Source organism: Arthrobacter sp. H35-D1 (assembly GCF_030063185.1).
Classification (GTDB): Bacteria; Actinomycetota; Actinomycetes; order Actinomycetales; family Micrococcaceae; genus Specibacter.
This window is the reverse complement of sequence record NZ_JASISP010000001.1, coordinates 143,087-163,520: the sequence shown is the minus strand read 5'-3', so window position 1 is coordinate 163,520 and position 20,434 is coordinate 143,087. Positions and strand designations below refer to the sequence as shown.

Sequence of the window (20,434 nt, the reverse complement as noted above, 5' to 3'; positions counted from 1 at the left end):
CAAGGGCTGGAAGATTGCTCGACGGCTATTTGTGGCTCTTGCGAAAACCCGGGATGGTGTAGCTTCGGGCCAGCAGTCCCAGTGCCACTGCGGCCACCAGCAAGCCAAAGTCACGCAATGCCACGTCGTAGAAACCCGAGTACGTCAACAAGTTGACGATGATGCCTGCCAACCACAGGGCCACCACCCAGGCGGCGTATCGGGGTCGCAGGATCATGGCGACAGCAGCAATGATCTCCACGACGCCAATGGCCATCATGGTCCCGTGGGCGCTGAAGGGGGAAATGTTCTCGATCCACGGGGCCAAGTAGTTTTCCCACGTGGTCAGCACGTTGAAGAACTTGTCCAGGCCCATGATGAGCGGGATGGCGATGAAACCAAGCCACAACAACACGAACGCGCCGTAAGCGGGTTCGGTCTTGGCGCGCGCCAGCGCATGGGAGCTCCAACCGGTGGACGGGGCGGGGATTGAATGGGTTGCCATGACTCCTCCATCTAAAAACATGATTGATGTTTTTAGAATGCGCCTGAAGTTGTCAGGTGTCAATACCCGGTTTCAAATGAACCAAGAAGCACAAAAATGTGGGCCGGGGCAACTGCCCCAGCCCACGCCGTCGAACGTGAAAAATGGCCTACTTGCTGTGGACCTGGTCCAGCCCTGTCAGCGCAGCCAAGGTGCCGGTGTCAACATCCTGCGAAGGGGCGTTAAGGCAGCGCTGCAGGGAGTCGTCCATGGCGTTGATCCAGCGCGTGTGGTGATGCGTGGCCATGGTTCCCGTGATTACTGAACGGTGGGCCATGTCGCGGTAGCCCAGGATGTTGGTTTCCTTGTGGTGCATCCAGTCCTTGAACAGCGCCGACACTGCGTCCAGGTCAAACGGCGGGTAATCGGTGGCGGCAATGAGCTCGCCCAGGGAGTCGGACTGGAAATCCGCCTCGGCATTGTGGTCGGGGTCGCCTTGGGTGCCGTCGCTGAAGTGCGCGGTGGTTCCTTCGAATCGGGTGACGAGAGGTCGCTCCACCGTGTTTTCAGGCCAGTCGAAGCCCATGGGTGCGCGGCGGTAGCTGAAGGTGAGGGACGCCGCGCCCATTTGGTGCGCCTGCATGCCGATGTCCTCGGCGGAGTAGCTGCTGCCGATCATGAGCATGTTCTTGCCGGAAAAACGCTCGGCTCCACGGAAGTCGTGTGCGTGCAGAACCTCGCCGGGGAAGGTGTTGACGCCCCCGAATTCCGGAACTGCCGGAGTGGAGAAGTGCCCGTTGAAAACCACCAGTTTGTCAAAGACGTGGTCGGCGGTGGTGCCTGTGGTCAGGTCCTCGACGGTGAGCGTGAACTCTTCCGTGGCCGGGTTGTAGCTGGTGTGGCGGGCCACGGTGTTGAACTGGACGTATTTGCGGACATCGGATTTCTCGACGCGACCCTTGATGTAGTCAAAGAGCACCTCGCGCGGAGGGAAGGAAGAAATGGCGCGGCCGAAGTGTTCGGCAAAGGAGTAGTCCGAGAATTCCAGGCATTCCTTGGGGCCGTTGGACCACAGGTGTCGGTACATGCCGGAGTGGACGGGCTCGCCGTGTCCGTCCAGACCAGTGTGCCAGCTGCTGTTCCACTGTCCGCCCCAGTCTGCCTGCTTTTCAAAGCACATGATTTCGGGAATTTGTGCACCGTTTTTGCGCGCTGACTCAAATGCGCGCAATTGTGCCATGCCACTGGGGCCTGCACCAATGATTCCGACTCGTAATGACATGCTGCTCCCCTCATCACTTGGATTTCCTGTGTCGACAAATTTGCGACGCTTCGAATCCATGCCCGCCGAGAGGAGCGGACCAAAAAGGCGCAGCCGTGGCGGAGCGTCGGGGCGCGGTGTGCGCGGCGGCAGACGTGGCTGCGGCAAAAAATTCGGTGGATGGCCACCGGTCTTTCCAGGGCACTTTCGCCGATATCGGCGGGCCGGAACCGTTCGTGGTGCAAGCGTGCACCAGGAGTCGACTAGCGGCTTGCCGCAGATCCAAGAAGCAGCAAACCTGTTACCTATGGCAACATTTTAGTTTTCTTAATTCAAAATTGATAGATTGATAATTTTTTCTAATGGGTTTCCCTCGAGCGCGTGCTGGGCCGGCGGGTCGCGAAGCGATCGGAACCGGGTGTGCTGACGGCGGCTAAAGCTCGCTCAGCTGCCCGGCAGCGACGGACCAGTACGTGTCAAGGCGAACATTTTCCAACAACCGCCGGTCATGGGTGACGAGGAGCAGCGTTCCTTCGTAGCTGTCAAGGGCCTCCTCCAGCTGTTCGATGGCAATGAGATCAAGGTGGTTGGTGGGTTCGTCCAATACGAGCACGTTGACGCCGCGTGCCTGCAGCAGTGCCAGCGACGCACGGGTGCGTTCGCCGGGGGAGAGCGCACCCACGGTGCTGGTGACCTGGTCCGCCTTGAGGCCAAACTTGGCCAGCAGCGTGCGCACCTGCCCTTGGTTCAGCTCGGGGACCAATTCTTCAAAGGCCGCGCCCAGCGGAACCTGCTGCGGGAATTGGCTGCGGGCCTGGTCAATTTCGCCGATGGCCACATTGGCTCCCAGGGAGGCGGTGCCGGCGTCGGGCAAGGTGCGGCCCAGCAAAAGCCGCAACAACGTTGACTTGCCGGCGCCGTTGGGGCCGGTGATGCCAATCCGTTCCCCGGCGTTGACCTGTACGGAGACAGGCCCTAGGCTGAAATCGCCTTGCTGCAGCACGGCGGCGTTCAACGTGGAAACCACCGTGCTGGAACGCGGCGCGGCACCGATGCTGAACTGCAGCGCCCACTCCTTGCGTGGCTCATCGACTTCATCCAGCCGTGCGATCCGGGACTCCATCTGCCGAACCTTTTGGGCCTGCTTTTCGCTGGACTCGGCGCTGGCGCGGCGGCGGATCTTGTCATTGTCGGGATTCTTCTTTAGCGCGTTGCGCACACCTTGAGAGCTCCATTCGCGTTGCGTCCGGGCGCGTCCCACCAAATCCGCCTTCTTATCCGCGAACTCGTCGTACGCTTCGCGGGCGTGGCGTTTGGCGATGGCGCGCTCCTCCAGGAAGGAATCGTAGCCGCCGTCGTAAACAGCCACCTTGTTTTGGGCCAGGTCGAGCTCCACCACGGACGTAATGCAGCGGGCCAGGAACTCCCTGTCGTGGGAGACGAGCACCACTCCGCCGCGCAGGCCCGTGACGAATGCCTCCAGCCGCGCCAGCCCGGCCAAGTCGAGATCGTTGGTGGGCTCGTCCAGCAGCACAATGTCGAAGCGGCTCAGCAGCAGTGCCGCCAGTGCAACCCTTGCTGCTTGGCCGCCGGACAAGCCGGTCATGGCCGCTTCGGGACTCACCTCCAGCCCTAGTTCGGCCAGTGTGGCGGGGATGCGCTCGTCAAGGTCGGCTGCGCCGCACGCCAGCCAGTGGTCGAGGGCGTCGGCGTACCTGTCGTCGTCTGCGGAGTTGCCTGAACCCAAGGCATCGGCGGCCGATTCCATGGTCGCGGTGGCCAGTGTGCATCCGGTGCGCCGGCCAATGTAAGCGGCCACGGTTTCACCCTCAAGGCGCTCGTGCTCCTGCGGGAGCCAGCCCACAAAGGCATCCTGCGGCGTTGTGCCGACGGACCCGGCCTGCGGCGTGCCCGCACCGGCGAGCAGTCCAAGCAGGGTCGACTTCCCGGCGCCGTTGGCACCCACAACTCCAATCACGTCTCCCGGTGCCACCGTGAAGGACAGCTTGCTGAACAAGGTGCGGTGCGCGTGGCCCCCGGAAAGGTCCTTCACGACAAGTGTTGCGTTCATGTCTCCAGCTTAAGTTGCTTCCGGGGATGGGCCTGACTGCAACGAGGTGTGCCCGGTCACCCCTTCCCCTGAATCTATGCTGCACTTGTTGGACGGAATAGGCCCATTTTCGTCGTTTTTCGTCCAACAAGTGCAGCATAGATTCCGCGGGGCGGGTGACGCCGTCGTGCGTGGAAGAACTGTTGCTCCGTGTGACGGAGAGGTTGAAGCGGGGAGCCCGGGTTGGCAGACTGATGGACAGAATCAAGAGTTTCGACCACGGGCCCTGGCCGGTCGAACGGCAACCCTCGCCACCATAGTGGGGTGCCCCAGGTGAGGATTCGACGCTCTCGGCACCAGCCGCCGGCGTAAGTATGGCGCACCATGCGCCTTCCCGAACGAAGGAACACCATGACTGAAACAATCGCCCGCACCGACATTCCCAGCGGCACAGGCAGCACCAGTGACGCCGCGGCGCAGCGCTCGGCCCGCCTGGGCGAAGCAGGGACCGCGTGGGCGAAGCGAATCGGCGCCAAGGCCGACAACGCGAAGCTGAGCTACAACGTGACAGGAGTCGGGGTCGGTTCGGTGGCCACCCGCATCAGCGCCGGCAAGCATCAGTTCATTGTGGATGAGCCGGCCGCACTGGCAGGCGACGACGACGCTGCGAGCCCCGTTGAGTATGCACTGGGTGCCGTCATCGCGTGCCAGGTGGTGGTGTACCGCCTCTACGCGGAGCAATTGGGCATCCAGATAGATGACATCACCATCAACGCCGTGGGCGACTTGGATGTGCGCGGCTTGTTCGGGCTGGACGAGGGCGTCCGCCCGGGGTTCAGTGACATCCGGTTGGCAGTGAGCATTTCAGGCCCGGAATCCCAGGAACGCTACGAGGAACTGGGCCGGACAGTTGAGGCCCGCTGCCCCGTGCAAGACCTCTTTAGCAACATCACGCCCGTCAGCGCCGTGGTCGCGAAGGTCTAGTCCTGTAAAAAAGTTCAGCCCGGCTTGCTGTCCGCAGCAGGGGGCTTGCCGAGCCGGAATCTACTCTTGCCTCGCCGCAGCTTCTTGGGTGGCGCCCAACGAGAGCCAATTTATCCGGGTGGTCAAGGAGGCGCCGTCTGCATCCCCTGCGGCGGCCAGCGCGATGATTTTGGCATGGGCCGTTACGGAGTGGCGTGCGGCGTGCGAGCTGAATCGTTGGCGCTCCACACGCCGCACCACGGGTAGCGCGGAATCCAGCACCGTGGGAATCATGTCGTTGCCGCTGGCGTCAATGAAGACGGCGTGAAACTCGTCGTCGGCAGCCAAGGCGGCGTCGACGTCGTCGTTCTTCAGGGCCGCGGCAAACTTGGAATTGGCCTCCGCCATGGCTTCCAACCCGGCGTTCGTCAGCGTCGGCACGGCCAAGCGTGCGGCGAGCTCATGCATGGCGGCCACCACCTGCTGGGCGCCGAGTGTTGACTCCGGGTTGCAGGGCGCCACCGTGGTTGCCCGGCCTGGCTGGGCAATGATCAATCCGGCCCGTTCGAGTCGCAGCAGTGCCTCGCGGATGGGTGTCCGGCTGACGCCGAGCCATGCCTCAAGTTCGGGGTCCCGCAACCTCTCGCCAGGGGCAAAGGTGCCGTCGACAATGGCGTCGCGAATGGATTCGTACACGTCGTTGCGCAACAGGGAGCGTTTGTGGATCCCTTGGGGCTGGGGAGTGGGCATGCAATATAGGATATCGCTGCCTGCAATAAAACAGTCCCTGACTGACGATCCTCGGCAGCCCGGGCTCGTTCATTCTGCAGCTCCTGCGGGTCAGCGTCCCTGTCGCCCGTTCATTCTGCAGCACCTGTGGGTCGCCGACCCCGGTACCCGCAGGAGCTGCAGAATGAACCCGGGTCCCTGCCGGCCACTCGCAGGAGCTGCAGAATGAACCCGGGTCCCTGCCGGCCACTCGCAGGTGCTGCAGAATGAACCCGGGCCCCTGCCTGCCACCCGCAGGTGCTGCGGAATGAACCCGGGTCCCTGCCGGCCAGCCATTGACAGGGCAGGCATTTGCGTATGCAATATATTGCAACGCAGGGTACGGATTCGCTGTGGGCCGTGCAGCTCACAGGCCGCGAGGATTCCCTGCGCTTGTTCCAGCTCTGCGCAGTTCAAAGCCGGCCCGACCCGCAAAGGATTTCCCATGGCAATCACTGATTTTGAGCGTTACCCGTTGACTTTCGGTCCCAGCCCCATCCATGACCTGCCGCGGCTGAGCGAGCACCTTGGCGGGGCGAAGGTCTGGGCCAAGCGCGAGGACGTGAACTCCGGCCTGGCGTTCGGCGGGAACAAGACCCGCAAACTCGAATACATCATCCCGGACGCCATCGCCCAAGGCGCGGACACGCTGGTCTCCATCGGCGGATACCAGTCCAACCACACACGCCAAGTCGCGGCCGTGGCAGCAAAGATCGGCATGAAGGCCCGCCTCGTGCAGGAAAACTGGGTGGACTGGCCGGACCCGCTCTCGGATCGCGTCGGCAACATCATGCTCTCGCGCATCATGGGCGCCGACGTGCAGCTGGACGCTGCCGGCTTCGACATCGGCATCCGCAGCAGCTGGGAACAAGCCATCAAGGACGTCGAAGACGCCGGCGGCAAGCCCTACCCCATCCCCGCCGGAGCCTCCGAACACCACCTGGGCGGACTCGGCTTCGCAAACTGGGCCGATGAAGTCCAGGCACAGGAGCAAGAACTCGGCGTCTTCTTCGACACCATCGTGGTCTGCACCGTCACCGGCTCCACCCATGCCGGAATGATTGCCGGATTCGCCGGCCAGGACCGCCCACGCAGGGTCATCGGCATCGACGCCTCCGCCACCATCGAAAAAACCCGCGCCCAAGTCGAACGCATCGCCCGCCACACAGCACAACTCATTGGACTGGAACGGGAACTGCGCGAGGACGAGATCACCGTCCTGGAAGGCTGGGCCGGGGACTACTACGGCATCCCCGTCGAATCCACCCTCGAAGCCATCCGCCTCTCCGGCTCCCTGGAAGGAATGATCATCGACCCCGTCTACGAAGGCAAATCCATGGCCGGACTCATCGACCTCGTCCGCAGCCACGACATCCCCGCCACCAGCAATGTCCTCTACGCCCACCTCGGAGGCCAACTTGCCCTCAACGCCTACAGCGGACTCTTCCGCTAGGCGGCATCAGGCGACGTTCTCCGATTGGGGGCCGACCCGCCCGAAATTGCCCGCTCACCTCTCGACTTTTCCGGCCCCGGAAAGTTCCCCTGTTGGGCTTGCAGGAATGGGCGTAACGTTTATGTGAGGGGCAGTTTGGACCGCACGGCCTGAACCGGTTTTACTGCTGAAGGAGCGTTGGAGAACATGCCTGACAAACAGCCGCACCACCACGAACACAAGAAGCTGGACAAGGGCCATGCCATCAAGGCCAAGCGTGCGGAGAAGAAGGCGCGCGGGGCAGTCGACGAGTCGGCCGATCCCGTGGCGCACATGACCAAAAAACACTAGTCGGGCGCTGGCGCCCGTGCCGTTTTGTGCATGAGTCCGCATCGCCCGGCACCCAAGCCGATCCGCATCGCCCGGCACCCAAGCCGACCTGGCCGCCGTCGTTCATTGACAAACGACGGCGGCACCTTGGTTTTGTCTGTCCAAGGGAGGTCCGCGGGACTTGAAACAGCCCGCCGTGGCAGCTCTTTGCCGCGCGTCCGGGGCAAGCGGGAATTGGTTGTGCCGTTGGGTGGTAAAATCGGCTGAAGCTGTCCCAAAACTTTTCGTGATGCCGTGCCGGCACTTGGCCGAAGGCGTCACGCCAGAAAGCGGCGAGTCATCGCCGGTCCATTACCGTCCACGCCACAGAGTCTGGAATCCATGAGAAGAACACCACGCCGGACCCCGCCCGCCCTCGAGGATGGCGCAATGCGCGTCGTCGCCCTTGGCGGACTGGGGGAGATCGGCCGCAACATGACCGTCTTCGAATTTGCAGGAAAACTGCTGATTGTTGACTGCGGAGTACTGTTTCCCGAAGAGCACCACCCAGGCGTCGACCTGATCCTGCCCGACTTTTCCTATTTGAAGGACAGGTGGCAGGACGTTGTTGGCCTAGTCCTGACCCACGGTCACGAAGACCACATTGGCGGCGTGCCGTACCTGCTCAAGGAACGCGGGGACATCCCCGTGATCTCCGCCAAGCTGACCTTGGCCTTCGTCAAGACCAAGCTTGACGAACACCGGATCAAAGCCAAAATGATCCAGGTCAAGGAAGGGGACCGCCGCAAGTTTGGTCCCTTTGACGTCGAATTCCTGGCAGTGAACCACTCCATCCCGGACGGCTTGGCCGTTGCCATCCGTACGCCGGCCGGCCTGGTGCTAGAAACTGGCGACTTCAAGATGGACCAGTTCCCGCTGGACAAGCGCATTACCGACCTCGCCGGCTTTGCGCGTCTGGGCGAGGAGGGCGTGGACTTGTTCCTGCCCGACTCCACCAATGCCGAGGTTCCGGGCTTCCTGGCGGCTGAAGCCGATTTGATCCCGGCCATCGATGGCGTCATGCGCACCGCGCCGCGTCGCGTGGTGGTCTCCAGCTTCGCCAGCCACGTCCACCGCATCCAGCAGATCATCGACTCTGCCCATAAGTACAACCGCAAGATCGCCTTTGTGGGCCGATCCATGGTGCGCAACATGACCACTGCGCGCGAACTGGGCTACCTGAAGATTCCGCGCGGCATGCTCGTTGAAGCCAAGGAACTGGAGAAGATGGCCCCCAACAAGGCCGTCCTCATCTGCACCGGTTCCCAAGGTGAGCCCATGGCGGCGCTGGCGCGCATGGCCAATGGCGACCACCAGATCAACTTGACCGAGGGCGACACCGTCCTGCTGGCCAGCTCGCTTGTTCCCGGCAACGAGTCTTCGATTTACCGACTGATCAACGACCTCACCAAGCAGGGCGCCAATGTGATCCACAAGGGCAATGCGAAGGTCCATGTCTCCGGGCACGCCAGCGCCGGCGAGCTGGTGTACTGCTACAACCTGGTGCGCCCGCGCAACGTCATGCCGGTGCACGGTGAATACCGCCACCTCAAGGCCAACGCCGCGCTGGCAGTCCGCACCGGCGTGGATCCGAAGAACGCTTTCATTGTCGAGGACGGCACCACGATCGATCTCAAGGACGGCGTGGCGAAGGTAAGCGGCAGCGTTCCCGCCGCTTACGTGTATGTGGAGAACATGGTTGCCGGTGCGGCAACGGAGGAATCCTTGCAGGACCGCCTCCGGTTGGGCGCAGACGGCGCAGTGACACTGTTGCTGATCGTCAATCCTGACACCGGCAAGATGGAAGAAGACCCGGAATTCTTCCCGGTGGGCTTCAACTTGACGCCGAAGGACTTGGAGAAGGCCACGGGCATCGTGGAAAAGACCATCTCCGGCCTTCGGGGCGAGAAGACGGGGCCCGTCGCGGAAAAGGCCATTGCCGATGCCCTGCTGCGCTGGTCCGACAGGGCGCTGCGCCGCAAGCCGGTCTACACGGTCATCATCGTGGACGCGTAGTCCGCACCACTCGTTGAGGGCCCGGTCGGTGCCCATGTCCGTTGCGGATATGGGCACCGACCGGGCCCTTTTTCGCATCCGGCATGCCTTCGGCTTGCCACGAGTGTGCGCTAGCCGCCGCTGTCGATTTGCACCAGGACGGCATCAGCTTCCACCGGGTCAACCAGGCCGCTGTCCCGAAGCCACTGAATGGCCCGAATTTTCATGAGCGCGTCATGGAATTCATGCCATTGGGTTTGCTCTTCGGGGAATTCGTGGAGGGCATCCTTGAAGTGACGGAACGGCTTGTTGTGATCGATCGCCTGGGTGAGCCGGGCCCGGCAATCGGTGTCCGCAAGGGTGGAAATGAACTTCTCCATGTCCCTGAACCCCTCGTGGGATTCGATGGCGTCGATGCGCACGCCGTCGCGGCTGTCCACATCCCAGCCTTCGGACTCGGCTTCGTCGGCGACTCCTTCGGACCACAATTCAATGGTGCCGTTGGCAGGATCCACCCAGAAGAACGTTTCATAGTCCATGAAGTGGTTTTCCAGTGCCATGGCCAACTGCTCAAGATCGACGTCTTCCACATGCAACACGGCAGGACTCCTTACCGGTGGTGCTCGAAATGATGACATGCCTAGGACACCATGGTTCCCCGCGGCACGGAAAAAGACAAGGGGGTGGTGCGGCTCCGAGGCGCCGAAACTGGAACGCCGCACCGTCCTTTCCCTAGTGGAACGCGCGGATGCCGGTGATGTGGCTACCCAGTATGAGGGTATGGACTTCATCGGTGCCCTCATAGGTGCGCACCGACTCAAGGTTGTTGGCGTGGCGCAGCGGGGAATGCTCCAAGGTGATGCCATTGCCGCCCAGAATGGCGCGGGCATCGCGGCAGATCCGGATCGCCTCCCGGCAGTTGTTCAGCTTGCCCAGCGAGATCGCCGCGGCCTCGAGGGTCCCGGCATCCTTCATCCGCCCCGTGTGGATGGCCAGCAGCGTGCCCTTCTGGATCTCCACCAGCATGTTGACAAGTTTTTGCTGGGTGATTTGGTGGGAGGCCAGCGGTTTGTCGAACTGCATGCGCTGCAGGGAGTATGCCAAGGCAGCTTCATAGCTGTCGCGGGCGGCACCCATGGCACCCCAGATGATCCCGTACCGCGCCTCGTCCAGGCAGGAGAAAGGACCCCGCAAGCCCTTGGCGCCCGGCAGTAGGGCTTCATACGGTAAGTGCACGTCGATGAGCTCGACGTCGCACTGGATGGAGGCACGCATGGACAGCTTGCCTTCGATCGGCACCGCTGAAAAGCCGGGGGTGTCCGTGGGCACCAGGAAGCCACGCACGCCGTCGTCAGTTTGCGCCCAAATGACGGCAAGGTGGGCAATCGAGGCCATCCCGATCCACCGTTTGGCACCGTTGAGCACCCAACCCCCGCCGCTGTCGTCGCGCCGGGCAAACGTCGCCATGGACGAAGGATCGGAGCCGGCCGTGGGTTCGGTCAGTCCGAAGCACCCGATGATGGTGCCCTGCGCCATGCCGGGCAGGTAGCGGCTCTTTTGCTCATCCGTTCCCCATTTGTGGATGGCGCTCATGGCAAGGGAACCCTGCACGCTGACAAAGGTCCGCAGCCCCGAGTCACCGGCCTCCAGTTCCATGGCGGCAATGCCGTACTCGACGGCGGAGCGGCCCGGACAGCCATACCCGGAAAGGTGCATGCCGAGCAATCCTAGGGCCCCCAGCTCCGCGATGATTTCCACGGGGAAGGCGGCGTCATCGTACCAGGAAGCAATGTTGGGCCTAATCCGGCCGTCAACGAAGGCCCGCACCTTGCCCCGGAGGGCCAGTTCATCGGCGGTGAGCAGGGCATCAAGGTTGAGCACGTCGGAGCGGTTGGAAAGCGGTGCAGGAATCCGTGCGTTCATTGTTTGTCTCCGGTGTGGTTGGCGTTTCTCGAAACTGGAGCGGGGCCGTCAAGCGGCTCCGCCTCGGACCCTTCTGCCGGCAATGCCCACGGCGACGGTCCGGGTGTTCGGAGCCAACCACCGGCCCTCAATACTCAACAGGAGGGCAAGGTTGACGGCATCAGCCACTGGGCTGTCCGTTGTCTTTTCCCCGGCCATGACCACAGTCTAGCGGCGGCCTCGCATGGGGAGCGGGCGTGTCCAGCAGTGTGGGTGTGGCGGGAAACCGTACGCTTGACGGATGGACTTTGAACTTCCCGAGGTAATCGAAGGACAGAGCTCGATCAACGAACTGCTCATTGCCAAGGGCGAGCCTCCCGTGGAGAATATTCTCCTGCACAACGCCCCGGACGATGCCTCCGAACTTCTCGACGCCGCACCCATGCTGCCGGGATTCTAGGCAGGAACGCGGACACTGGCGGCCACCACAGCCGGCAGCGCAATCGAGGCAAGAGCCACTGCGGCCATCAAGGCCGGCTTCGTGCCGAGCCGGCCACAAAGGCCAGGACCCTTGCATGCCGGGTGGTGCCATAGGAAACAATGTTCTCCCGGCCCGTGATCCGCCGGACCACACTGTCCATGGTGTGGGCGTCGTCGTCGAACGCGGTGTGTGTGGTGGCGGTGCTGCGCGAATCCAACGGCCCGGACGTGGCCACGGACCAAACAGCATCCGCGATGCCGGCGGCCGGTGCAGTCTTGAACAGCGAGGCAAGCGCAGGGTCCTCGAACACCGACTCCTGCAGGCCCAAAATGGGTGTGCCGGGGGTGGGGTTCAGGGCCGCTTGGATCAGGTAAAGCAGCGACTTGCGGTACAACCCGAAGACGTTGTCTGCCAATGCCAGTTCCTCCTGCATGCCGAACAAAGTCAAGGACTTGATGCCCGTGCCCAGCAGCGGTGCCAGCCCTTCCTTGAAGGATTCCGTGCAGAGGGACGGCACCAGCAGGCTGCACGTGTTGAACGCTGCACCGCCGCCGTGCACAACTTCCGGTATGAAGTAGCGCTGGAAAACGGTCCCGGCGCTGAAACCGGCGGCATGGATGGTGGCCGGCTCGACCTCCAGATACGCCCGGAGCGCCTCGGCCACATAGCTGGCCCCGCCGCCAGCCTCCGATGCCCGGTGTGCGTTGTCCTTCATGGCTGCCCAGACTTCCGGCCCTCCGACGGACCTCAGCAGGTCTTCGATGAGCCCGTCGGTGAAATCCGTCGCAGCGGAAAGCGGGGCGACCGTCTCTGCCAGAGCGGCAGTGTCGGAGGCGGGCCCGGCCAATTCCCCGAGGTGGTCTGCCAGCAGATCCCCGAGGGTTGCCCAAAGGCCGGAATGCCACACAAAGTGGATCGGGTAGATGCCGTTTGCAAGCCACCATGGAATGTTGTGCTGGGCGTAAGCCAGCGCGGATCTTTCGCCGACCAGTCCACCATGGGCCCAAAACACCACCGGCACCGGTCCCGGGCCGCGGCTGCGGGCGAACTCCGGAAGGTGCGTGGAGAAGATGGCGTCCACGTCCGCTTCCGTGGTGTTCAGCTCCGCTGTGGTGGCAAATTTTCCGTTCTGCAGTTCCACCACATAAGGCCGCAGTGCCTCCAGCTCCTCCGCGCTCAGCTCTTGTGCGTCCAGGCGCGCGTTGCGGGCCTCCCCTTTGTCCTGTCCCATGGCGGCCTCCTTGCGGCACGGTGCTGTGTTGTTGCCATGGTTGTCGTGCTGCGGTGCGCTGTCAAGGGGACGGTGCGCGATAGCGGCACCGCCCAGCTTGCGCGAGGACGTGGCTGACAGTTGAGGAGCTGTGCGGTCAGGGGTCTCCGCGGAGCTTGTCCATGTCGCGACGGTCCTTTTTGGTGGGTCGGCCGGTGCCGCGGTCGCGCTGGGGGAGGCCAAGTGCCGGCAGCACAGGGCGCGGGGGAGTGTGGTCGGTGAAGCAGTGCGAGGCGGCCTCGGCGCCCACGCGCTTGTTGATCAGTCGGCGGACTTCCAAAATCCGGTCGTAGCCGGGCTGGCGGACACGGATCGTATCGCCCGGAACCACGGTGTGGGAGGCTTTGGCGTTGACATCGTTGAGTTTTACGTGGCCGGCGCGGCAGGCCGCAGTGGCCATTGACCGTGTCTTGTAGGCGCGGATCGACCACAACCACGCATCAATGCGGACCGAGGCCGGTGCACTTTTCGGGATGCTCATAGTGGAATCCACTCTAGCGCGGCTGCCACTGGCAAAAATGCCGCCCTTTGACGGAATCGCCAGGGTTTGTTCCATGGCAATTTCGTCAAAGGGCGGCATTTTTCACAAACGACGGCGACAAGTGGCATCCGACGTCGCTAGTCCTGGTTGCTGAAGGCGGCGTCGAAGGACAGCCCGGATGGTGCGAAATTGAACTTCTGCAACGCGGCGAGGGCTTCCGGTGCGCCCTGCAGCCTGTCCATGCCGGCGTCCTCCCACTCGATCGAGAGGGGACCGTCGTAGCCGATCGCCGTCAGGGCCCGGAACGCCGATTCCCACGGCACGTCGCCGCGGCCGGCAGAAACAAAATCCCAGCCCCGGCGCGGGTCGCCCCACGGCAGGTGGGAGCCCATGACGGTGTTGCGCCCGGTCATGCGCAGCTTCGTGTCCTTGCAGTCCACGTGGTAGATCCGGTCCTTGAAGTCCCAGATGAAAGACACCGGGTCGATGCCCTGCCACATGAAGTGCGACGGGTCCCAGTTCAGCCCAAACGCTTTTCGGTGGCCAATGACTTCCAGGGCTCGCACGGTGGTCCAGTAGTCGTAGGCGATCTCGGAAGGGTGCACCTCGTGGGCGAAGCGGACGCCGCATTCGTCAAAGACGTCCAGGATTGGGTTCCAGCGGTCGGCAAAGTCCTGGTACCCGGCGTCGATCACGGATTCCGGCACCGGCGGGAACATGGCCACATACTGCCAAATCGATGAGCCGGTGAAGCCCACCACCGTTTTCACGCCGAGGGCTTGGGCCAGCCGCGCGGTGTGCTTCATCTCCTCGGCGGCGCGTTGGCGGACACCCTCCGGGTCACCGTCGCCCCACACCCTTGACCCGACTATCGCCTCGTGGCGGAAGTCGATCGGGTCGTCGCACACGGCCTGGCCTTTGAGATGGTTGGAGATTGCCCAGACCTTCAAGTTGTATTTTGCCAGCACGGCCAGCTTGCCCTCGACATAGCCGGGCTCGTCCCAGCGCCAAGCGTCCAGGTGGTCGCCGGAACAGGCGATTTCCAGCCCGTCGTAGCCCCACCCGGAAGCGAGGCGGGCCACTTCCTCGAAGGGAAGATCGGCCCATTGGCCGGTGAACAGGGTGTAGGGGCGGGGCATGGCGTCAGTCCTTTGACGTGGGGTGGGGTGATGCGGGTTCGGCAGGTTGAACCGTTGGAACTGGCTGAGCCACGGGGACGGTGGCTCCGCCAAGTGCGTGGGACGCTTCGATGCCCGCCAGTACGTGTTGGACACCAAGACCTTCCTCGAACGACGGCGACGGATCGGTCCCGCCGTCAATGTTCAGCAGGAAGTCGCGGATCTGGTGGGTGAAGCTGTGCTCCCAGCCAAGCACATGGCCCTGCGGCCACCACCCGGAGATGTAGGGGTGCTCCGGTTCGGTGACAAGGATGCGCCGAAAGCCCTGGACTTCGATGGGCTCTGTGCCGTCGAGGAAGTGGAGCTCGTTGGGGCTCTCCAGATTGAAAGTGAGCGACCCTCCAGTGCCATAAACCTCCACGCGGAGGGCATTCTTCTGGCCCAGTGCCACGCGGGACACATCCACGCTCGCCACCGCACCGCCGGCCATGGACAGGGTGGCCCAAGCGGCGTCGTCGACAGTGACAGATTCCGGACCATCGGGGCCGGGACGCTCGGTGACAAAGGTGTGCAGCTTGCCTGACACCTCAGTGACCGTGTCGCCGAGTAGGTGCTGAACCTGATCGACGGCGTGCGAGGCGATGTCCCCCAGCGCACCGGAACCGGCGGTTTCCTTGCGCAGACGCCAGGACATGGGCGCCTCGCTGTCAGCGAGCCAGTCCTGCAGGTACGACGCGCGGACCTGGCGGATGCGGCCCAGCCGCCCGTCCGCGATGAGCTTGCGAGCCAAAGCCAGCGCCGGGATACGCCGGTAGTTGAAGCCCACCATGGAACGAACGCCGAGAAGCCGGGTGGCCTGCGCTGCGGCGACCATCGCTTCGGACTCGGCCAAGGTGTTGGCCAGTGGCTTCTCCACCAGCACGTGCTTGCCCGCGGCGAGTGCCGCCGTCGCAATTTCAGCGTGCAGCCAGCCGGGAACGCAGATGTCCACAATGTCGATGTCATCGCGGGCAATGACCTCCCGCCAATCCGTGGCCGATTCACTCCAGCCGTACTTTCGTGCAGCCGCCGCCACGGCCTCGGGGTTTCTGCCCACCAGCACTTTCTGTTCAAAGTCAGGCACGTCAAAGTGGCTGGCCACTGTGCGCCAGGCATGGGAGTGCGCCTGGACCATGAAGGCGTAGCCAGTGGCGGCCACACCCAGCGGTCTGGCCGCGAAGGGTAGCGGAGAGCTCATGACAGGGGTTCCTGGAGGGTTGCTTCGGTGGGGTTCCAGTCCACGGGCACCGGTGTTGAGGCCGGGGCTGTGCTGGCGACGTGGACAAATTCGCCGCTTTCAACAGACTCGGTGATGGACACCATGGCATCGAGGACGTGGTAGGCGAGTTCGCCCGTGGCGCGGTGCGGGACTCCAGCCCGGATGGCGCGGGCCATGTCCAGAACACCCAGTCCACGGCCGTCGGCAGGGCCTTCGCAGGGAATGCTGGTCCAGTCTTCCTCGCCGCGCTTGCACAGCAGGATGTCGCCGTCGAAGTTGTTGGGGTCCGGCAGCGAGATGGTGCCTTCGATGCCGGTGATCTCCACAAAGCCCATGCGGGCCCTGGGGGACTCGAAGCTGAACACGCTGTGCGACGAGGCGCCCGAGGAAAACGTGGCAATGGCGCTCACATGGGTGGGAACCTCGACGTCGAACACCTCGCCTTCCTTGGGACCGGAACCGATGGTGCGCGTGGGGAAGGCGGTGTTGCCGACGGCGGCCACCTTGGCGATGGGACCGAACGTCTGAACCAGCGTGGTCAGGTAATACGGGGCCATGTCAAAGAGCGGTCCGGCACCTGCTTGGAACAAGAACGCCGGGTTCGGGTGCCAGGACTCGGGGCCGGGGGACTGGAACATGGTCAGTGCCGTCTGCGGGGTTCCAATCGCACCGTCATCGATCAGCCGCCGGGCCGTCTGCAGGCCTGCGCCCAAAAATGTGTCCGGAGCGCAGCCGAGTCGAACGCCGGCAGCCTGTGCCTGTTTCAACAGTCCCAAGCCACTTTCGCGATCCAAGGAGAACGGCTTTTCCGTCCATACATGCTTGCCGGCCCGCACCGCTGTCGCGGCAACTTCAACGTGCGCGGCCGGGATGGTCAGATTAACTATGATTTCCACGTCGTGATGATCGAGTGCCGCAGCAACGCCGCCGGAAGTCTCGATGCCGTATTCGGCGGCCCGGGCGGCTGCCGCCTCTTCGAAGAGATCGGCAATGACAAGCACTTTCACGTCCGGGAAGGTGGTCAGGTGGTCCAGATACTGCTTGCTGATGTTTCCTGCGCCGATGACGGCGACGCCGACGGGTCCGTTCTTTGCCACGGGCATCAAGCCTTCCCTTGTTTCAGGTAGGCAAGGCTCTCGGCTATGCCCGCAAAGATGTCGCCGGCATAGTCGTCAAATTCCACGACGCCCACTTCCATGGACGCGGCCGCATCGATGACGTCCCGGATGGGCATTGCGCCTTGGCCGGCGGGAAGCTGGTCCACGTCGTTCGTGGTCAGTGGGCCGTCCTTGATGTGGATGAACTTGACGCGGTCGCCGAGGCGTCCGAGCAAGGCGACAGGGTCCTGCCCGCCCACGGAAACCCAGTACGTGTCCACCTCGAGCACCAGTTCAGGGTCGAGCAGCGAGTTGAGATACTCCAGGGCCGTGCTGCCGTTGATCTGCGACTCCAGCTCCCACGCGTGGTTGTGATAGCCAACGCGAACGCCGTATTCGGCGCCTTTCTTGGCGGCGGCATTCAGGACCGAGGCCGTCTTTTCAATGTCCGCGGCGCTCTGCCACTGCTCGGCGGGGATGTACGGGTCAATGACGGTTTCGATGCCCAACTTGTTGGCTGCCCTGAAGATCTCGTCTTGGTCGGCGCTCAGCAGCGGTGCGTGGCCGGACGGGGCACTGATGCCGTTGGCGGCAAAAGCCTGGGCCAGGGTTTCGGCGGTTGCCACAAAGTTGTAGGGCTCCACCTGGGTGAAACCGATTTCCGCGATGCGAGCAATGGTTCCGGGAAGATCCTTCTCGAGGTGCTTGCGAACGCTGTAAAGCTGCAGGGAATACGTCATCGGAACTCCTTCAAGGCATGAATGGTTTCATGTTCAACCTAGGGGAACTTTTGACGGCGGACAAACAACGGGCCGGCCGGATTGAACCGGCCGGTCCGTACTGGTGCACTGCATCGGCAAAGCCGCTGCGAAAACTGCTTAGATGGCACAGCCGTCGGGACCGCATGCCTCGGAGCCGTTGGCAGCAACCATGGTCAACGGGTTGGCTTCCTGCCACGCTTCCGCAAGGGCCTGGCTGAACAACTCAGCAGACTGGGCGCCGGAGATGCCGTACTTCCTGTCGATGACGAAGAACGGAACGCCGGTAACACCGAGAGCGCGGGCCTCGGCAAAGTCCTCCCGGACACCTTCCGCGTACTTGTCGGTGTCCAGCGCTTCATTGATGTCGACGGCGGACAGGCCTGCTTCGGTGCCGATGCGGACCAGAGCCTCGCGGCTTCCGATGTCCAGTCCCTGCTCAAAGCGGCCCGAGAGCAGGGCTTCCTTGACGGTGTCGGCTTGTCCGTGTGCCGCGGCCAGATGGAGCAGTTCGTGGGCCTTGAAGCTGTTGGCGACCACTACGCCGTCGAACTTGTAATGCAGCCCCTCGCCCTCGGCCGCGTCCTTGACCTGGCCCAGCATGCCCATGAGTTGGGCGCGGTCCATGCCCTTGCGCGCAACGAGGTAGTCGAGCTCGGTGCCGTCGTAGTGCTCGGGGAGGGTGGGGTCCAGCTGGTAGCTGCGCCACTGCACCTCCACCGATTCCTTGTGCGGGAAGGCGTTCAGTGCGGTTTCAAAGCGGCGCTTGCCAATGAAGCACCAGGGGCAGGCCACGTCGGACCAGATCTCAATCTTCATACTGGCGGCAACAGGCGCGGTGCCGCCGATATTCCGCAACTCATTCCAGGGCGCAAAAATCGAGACGGGAGCAGTCTGCAATGTATGCGAAGAACATTGCAGACTGCTCCCGTCTCGACGTCCGCGTGGGGACGGGGTGGGTCGGTAGGGGCGGTGAGGGTGCCGCTGTGGATGAGAGTAGTGGCTGGCTGCCGGGGCCCGACTCTCGGGCCGGCAGTGGCGGCGTGTCCGGCAAGCCAGCCAAAATTGTGGAAATTATGCCGCTGCCAGGGCCAGCTCCTTGACCGGTGCTCGCTCCGGAGTCGGATGCAGGTAGTCGGCGTAGGCCGAGAGGGTCAGGAACGTGGGGAACTCTTCGCCCAGGGCGACGTCGCTGAAGATGTCCAGGGCGTCGTCAAACCTGTCGCCGTCAAAACGGGGCAGCCTGGCGAACTCCTCTCCGAGCATCTCCACCACCCAGTCGTAGCTGATGAGCTCGCCCGTGTCGGTGATGGCCTGGCTGCGGATCCACTGCCAGATCTGTGAGCGGGAGATTTCCGCGGTGGCGGCGTCCTCCATGAGGTTGTTCAGTGCGACGGCGCCGTGGCCGCGCAGCCAGGACTCGATGTACTGGATGCCCACCCAGAGGTTGTCCCGGATGCCCTGCTCGGTGATGGTGCCCTTGGTGCCGGCAACATCCAACAGGGCCCTGCCGTCCAGCTCCACGTCCTCGCGGAGGCGGCTCATCTGGTTCGGATTCCAGCCGAGGGCTTCGTCAAAGACATCCATGGCCACGGGCACCAGATCGGGGTGGGCCACCCAAGAACCGTCGAAGCCGTCGTCGGCCTCGCGGGTCTTGTCGGCCCGGACAGCCTCCAACGCGATGGCGTTGGCTTCCGGATCGCGTCGGTTGGGCACAAAGTTGGACATGCCCCCGATGGCCATGGCCCCGCGGCGGTGGCAGGCCCGGACCAGCTGCTCCGTGTAGGCCCGCATGAACGGTGCCGTCATGGTGATCTGGTTCCGGTCCGGGAGGATGAAGCGCGGGCCGCGGGTGCGGAAATTCTTGATGACGGAGAACAGGTAGTCCCAGCGCCCGGCGTTCAGGCCGGCACCGTGGTCGCGTAGTTCGTAGAGGATCTCCTCCATCTCAAATGCCGCCGTGATGGTTTCAATCAGCACCGTGGCCCGGATGGTGCCCTGCGGGATGCCCAGCAGGTCCTGGGCCTGGATGAAGATGTCATTCCACAGGCGTGCCTCCAAGTGGTTTTCAATCTTCGGCAGGTAAAAGTACGGCCCCTTGCCCTGGGCGATCAGCCGGCGGGCATTGTGGAAGAAGAACAAACCGAAATCCACGATGCCGCCGGCCATGGGCTTGCCATTGATGAGCAGGTGCTTTTCCGGCAGATGCCAACCGCGCGGGCGGACCACAATGGTGGGCATGTCCTCCGGGTCCGCCAGGCGGTATTCCTTCCCTTCCGGTGAGGTGAAGTCGATGCGGCGTTCCAGCGCATCGATGAGATTCAACTGGCCGCGGATCACATTGCCCCACGTCGGTGTGGAGGAGTCCTCCATGTCCGCCAGCCACACCTTCGCTCCGGAATTCAAGGCGTTGATGGTCATCTTCCGATCCACCGGACCGGTGATTTCCACCCGACGGTCCTCCATCCCGGGTGCCGGGGGAGCGACGCGCCAGTGCGGGTCGTCCCGGATGTGGGCGGTTTCGCGCAGGTAGCTGGGGTCGAGGCCGCTGGAGATCCGGCTGCGGCTGGTCCGGCGGGCTGCCAGCAGGTCCTGGCGGCGCGCCGTCGTCGTGCGGTTCAGTGCGGCGATGAAATCCAAGGCCTCGGGGGTCAGGATTTCGGATTGGCGGTGGATGGGCGGAGCTGTCAGGGTGATGCCGTTGAACGTGATCCCGTTCAGGCTGTTCGTCGAGTTCATGGGTCTACTCCAAGTCTTGTTCATCTGTG

General features: G+C 63.4%; 20 protein-coding genes and 1 riboswitch. Of the genes, 5 read left to right on the top strand and 15 right to left on the bottom strand.

Annotation, left to right across the window (positions count from 1 at the left end):
• Positions 1-25: 25 nt before the first annotated feature.
• From QMG25_RS00770 to QMG25_RS00760, 3 genes are all read right to left on the bottom strand, one after another.
• Complete coding sequence (locus QMG25_RS00770; RefSeq protein WP_283456338.1) at positions 26-484, bottom strand: hypothetical protein; 459 nt, start codon at positions 482-484, stop codon at positions 26-28.
• 148 nt (positions 485-632) lie between these two features.
• Complete coding sequence (locus tag QMG25_RS00765) at positions 633-1,745, bottom strand: SidA/IucD/PvdA family monooxygenase (RefSeq protein WP_283456336.1); 1,113 nt, start codon at positions 1,743-1,745, stop codon at positions 633-635.
• A gap of 412 nt (positions 1,746-2,157) precedes the next feature.
• Positions 2,158-3,795: an ABC-F family ATP-binding cassette domain-containing protein gene (locus QMG25_RS00760; protein WP_283456334.1), complete on the bottom strand. Its 1,638-nt coding sequence runs from the start codon at positions 3,793-3,795 to the stop codon at positions 2,158-2,160.
• Between the two features lie 241 nt (positions 3,796-4,036).
• Positions 4,037-4,155: riboswitch (SAM riboswitch) on the top strand.
• Between the two features lie 30 nt (positions 4,156-4,185).
• On the opposite strand from QMG25_RS00760, the gene QMG25_RS00755 reads away from it, so the two are divergent.
• Positions 4,186-4,758, top strand: a complete 573-nt coding sequence (locus QMG25_RS00755; RefSeq protein ID WP_283456331.1) for an OsmC family protein — start codon at positions 4,186-4,188, stop codon at positions 4,756-4,758.
• 60 nt (positions 4,759-4,818) lie between these two features.
• On the opposite strand, the gene QMG25_RS00750 is transcribed toward QMG25_RS00755, so the two are convergent.
• Positions 4,819-5,487, bottom strand: a complete 669-nt coding sequence (locus QMG25_RS00750) for a GntR family transcriptional regulator (RefSeq protein ID WP_283456330.1) — start codon at positions 5,485-5,487, stop codon at positions 4,819-4,821.
• Between the two features lie 463 nt (positions 5,488-5,950).
• Here QMG25_RS00750 and QMG25_RS00745 point away from each other — a divergent pair, with 463 nt between their 5' ends.
• The 3 genes from QMG25_RS00745 (at position 5,951) to QMG25_RS00735 (ending at position 9,322) form a co-directional block, all read left to right on the top strand.
• A complete protein-coding gene (locus QMG25_RS00745; RefSeq protein WP_283456328.1) occupies positions 5,951-6,958 on the top strand; it encodes a 1-aminocyclopropane-1-carboxylate deaminase in 1,008 nt (335 codons plus the stop codon).
• A 186-nt stretch (positions 6,959-7,144) separates the two neighbouring features.
• Positions 7,145-7,288: a hypothetical protein gene (locus QMG25_RS00740; RefSeq protein WP_283456326.1), complete on the top strand. Its 144-nt coding sequence runs from the start codon at positions 7,145-7,147 to the stop codon at positions 7,286-7,288.
• 360 nt (positions 7,289-7,648) lie between these two features.
• Positions 7,649-9,322: a ribonuclease J gene (locus QMG25_RS00735; protein ID WP_283456323.1), complete on the top strand. Its 1,674-nt coding sequence runs from the start codon at positions 7,649-7,651 to the stop codon at positions 9,320-9,322.
• Positions 9,323-9,432: 110 nt separating this feature from the next.
• Here the strand turns inward: QMG25_RS00735 and QMG25_RS00730 are convergent, their stop codons facing one another.
• The 3 genes from QMG25_RS00730 to QMG25_RS00720 all read right to left on the bottom strand — a co-directional run bounded on the left by QMG25_RS00730 (position 9,433) and on the right by QMG25_RS00720 (position 11,422).
• On the bottom strand, positions 9,433-9,900 hold the full coding sequence (locus tag QMG25_RS00730) for a UPF0158 family protein (RefSeq protein ID WP_283456321.1): 468 nt from the start codon (positions 9,898-9,900) through the stop codon (positions 9,433-9,435).
• A 133-nt stretch (positions 9,901-10,033) separates the two neighbouring features.
• Positions 10,034-11,224 carry an acyl-CoA dehydrogenase family protein gene (locus QMG25_RS00725; RefSeq protein ID WP_283456318.1) on the bottom strand — a complete coding sequence of 397 codons (1,191 nt, stop codon included), beginning with the start codon at positions 11,222-11,224 and terminating at the stop codon, positions 10,034-10,036.
• Between the two features lie 48 nt (positions 11,225-11,272).
• Positions 11,273-11,422 (bottom strand): hypothetical protein, encoded by a 150-nt coding sequence (locus QMG25_RS00720; RefSeq protein WP_283456317.1) that lies wholly within the window; start codon positions 11,420-11,422, stop codon positions 11,273-11,275.
• Positions 11,423-11,504: 82 nt separating this feature from the next.
• Here QMG25_RS00720 and QMG25_RS00715 point away from each other — a divergent pair, with 82 nt between their 5' ends.
• The gene (locus QMG25_RS00715) at positions 11,505-11,663 is read left to right on the top strand and encodes a hypothetical protein (protein WP_283456316.1); all 159 of its coding nucleotides are present in this window, start codon (positions 11,505-11,507) and stop codon (positions 11,661-11,663) included.
• A gap of 67 nt (positions 11,664-11,730) precedes the next feature.
• Here QMG25_RS00715 and QMG25_RS00710 read toward each other — a convergent pair whose 3' ends face one another.
• The 8 genes from QMG25_RS00710 to aceB form a co-directional block, all read right to left on the bottom strand.
• Positions 11,731-12,915 carry a hypothetical protein gene (locus tag QMG25_RS00710; protein WP_283456314.1) on the bottom strand — a complete coding sequence of 395 codons (1,185 nt, stop codon included), beginning with the start codon at positions 12,913-12,915 and terminating at the stop codon, positions 11,731-11,733.
• Positions 12,916-13,051: 136 nt separating this feature from the next.
• On the bottom strand, positions 13,052-13,435 hold the full coding sequence (locus QMG25_RS00705; protein WP_283456312.1) for an RNA-binding S4 domain-containing protein: 384 nt from the start codon (positions 13,433-13,435) through the stop codon (positions 13,052-13,054).
• Positions 13,436-13,572: 137 nt separating this feature from the next.
• On the bottom strand, positions 13,573-14,574 hold the full coding sequence (locus QMG25_RS00700) for a sugar phosphate isomerase/epimerase family protein (protein ID WP_283456310.1): 1,002 nt from the start codon (positions 14,572-14,574) through the stop codon (positions 13,573-13,575).
• A 4-nt stretch (positions 14,575-14,578) separates the two neighbouring features.
• Positions 14,579-15,790 (bottom strand): Gfo/Idh/MocA family protein, encoded by a 1,212-nt coding sequence (locus QMG25_RS00695; protein ID WP_283456308.1) that lies wholly within the window; start codon positions 15,788-15,790, stop codon positions 14,579-14,581.
• On the bottom strand, positions 15,787-16,914 hold the full coding sequence (locus QMG25_RS00690; protein WP_283456306.1) for a Gfo/Idh/MocA family protein: 1,128 nt from the start codon (positions 16,912-16,914) through the stop codon (positions 15,787-15,789). The genes QMG25_RS00695 and QMG25_RS00690 overlap by 4 nt, the downstream gene beginning before the upstream one ends.
• The gene (locus QMG25_RS00685; RefSeq protein ID WP_283456304.1) at positions 16,914-17,648 is read right to left on the bottom strand and encodes a sugar phosphate isomerase/epimerase family protein; all 735 of its coding nucleotides are present in this window, start codon (positions 17,646-17,648) and stop codon (positions 16,914-16,916) included. Before QMG25_RS00685 ends, QMG25_RS00690 begins: the two co-directional genes overlap by 1 nt.
• 138 nt (positions 17,649-17,786) lie before the next feature.
• A complete protein-coding gene (locus tag QMG25_RS00680; RefSeq protein ID WP_283456302.1) occupies positions 17,787-18,485 on the bottom strand; it encodes a DsbA family oxidoreductase in 699 nt (232 codons plus the stop codon).
• A gap of 255 nt (positions 18,486-18,740) precedes the next feature.
• Entirely contained in the window at positions 18,741-20,405 is a 1,665-nt protein-coding gene (gene aceB, locus QMG25_RS00675) for a malate synthase A (protein ID WP_283456300.1), read from the bottom strand.
• Between the last annotated feature and the right edge of the window lie 29 nt (positions 20,406-20,434).

Bases quoted from the DNA above. Each gene is read 5' to 3' on its own strand.
- QMG25_RS00770 (WP_283456338.1), bottom strand. From the start codon at position 484: ATGGCAACCCATTCAATCCCCGCCCCGTCCACCGGTTGGAGCTCCCAT.
- QMG25_RS00765 (WP_283456336.1), bottom strand. From the start codon at position 1,745: ATGTCATTACGAGTCGGAATCATTGGTGCAGGCCCCAGTGGCATGGCA.
- QMG25_RS00760 (WP_283456334.1), bottom strand. From the start codon at position 3,795: ATGAACGCAACACTTGTCGTGAAGGACCTTTCCGGGGGCCACGCGCAC.
- QMG25_RS00755 (WP_283456331.1), top strand. From the start codon at position 4,186: ATGACTGAAACAATCGCCCGCACCGACATTCCCAGCGGCACAGGCAGC.
- QMG25_RS00750 (WP_283456330.1), bottom strand. From the start codon at position 5,487: ATGCCCACTCCCCAGCCCCAAGGGATCCACAAACGCTCCCTGTTGCGC.
- QMG25_RS00745 (WP_283456328.1), top strand. From the start codon at position 5,951: ATGGCAATCACTGATTTTGAGCGTTACCCGTTGACTTTCGGTCCCAGC.
- QMG25_RS00740 (WP_283456326.1), top strand. From the start codon at position 7,145: ATGCCTGACAAACAGCCGCACCACCACGAACACAAGAAGCTGGACAAG.
- QMG25_RS00735 (WP_283456323.1), top strand. From the start codon at position 7,649: ATGAGAAGAACACCACGCCGGACCCCGCCCGCCCTCGAGGATGGCGCA.
- QMG25_RS00725 (WP_283456318.1), bottom strand. From the start codon at position 11,224: ATGAACGCACGGATTCCTGCACCGCTTTCCAACCGCTCCGACGTGCTC.
- QMG25_RS00720 (WP_283456317.1), bottom strand. From the start codon at position 11,422: ATGGCCGGGGAAAAGACAACGGACAGCCCAGTGGCTGATGCCGTCAAC.
- QMG25_RS00715 (WP_283456316.1), top strand. From the start codon at position 11,505: ATGGACTTTGAACTTCCCGAGGTAATCGAAGGACAGAGCTCGATCAAC.
- QMG25_RS00710 (WP_283456314.1), bottom strand. From the start codon at position 12,915: ATGGGACAGGACAAAGGGGAGGCCCGCAACGCGCGCCTGGACGCACAA.
- QMG25_RS00705 (WP_283456312.1), bottom strand. From the start codon at position 13,435: ATGAGCATCCCGAAAAGTGCACCGGCCTCGGTCCGCATTGATGCGTGG.
- QMG25_RS00700 (WP_283456310.1), bottom strand. From the start codon at position 14,574: ATGCCCCGCCCCTACACCCTGTTCACCGGCCAATGGGCCGATCTTCCC.
- QMG25_RS00695 (WP_283456308.1), bottom strand. From the start codon at position 15,790: ATGAGCTCTCCGCTACCCTTCGCGGCCAGACCGCTGGGTGTGGCCGCC.
- QMG25_RS00690 (WP_283456306.1), bottom strand. From the start codon at position 16,914: ATGCCCGTGGCAAAGAACGGACCCGTCGGCGTCGCCGTCATCGGCGCA.
- QMG25_RS00685 (WP_283456304.1), bottom strand. From the start codon at position 17,648: ATGACGTATTCCCTGCAGCTTTACAGCGTTCGCAAGCACCTCGAGAAG.
- QMG25_RS00680 (WP_283456302.1), bottom strand. From the start codon at position 18,485: ATGAAGATTGAGATCTGGTCCGACGTGGCCTGCCCCTGGTGCTTCATT.
- aceB (WP_283456300.1), bottom strand. From the start codon at position 20,405: ATGAACTCGACGAACAGCCTGAACGGGATCACGTTCAACGGCATCACC.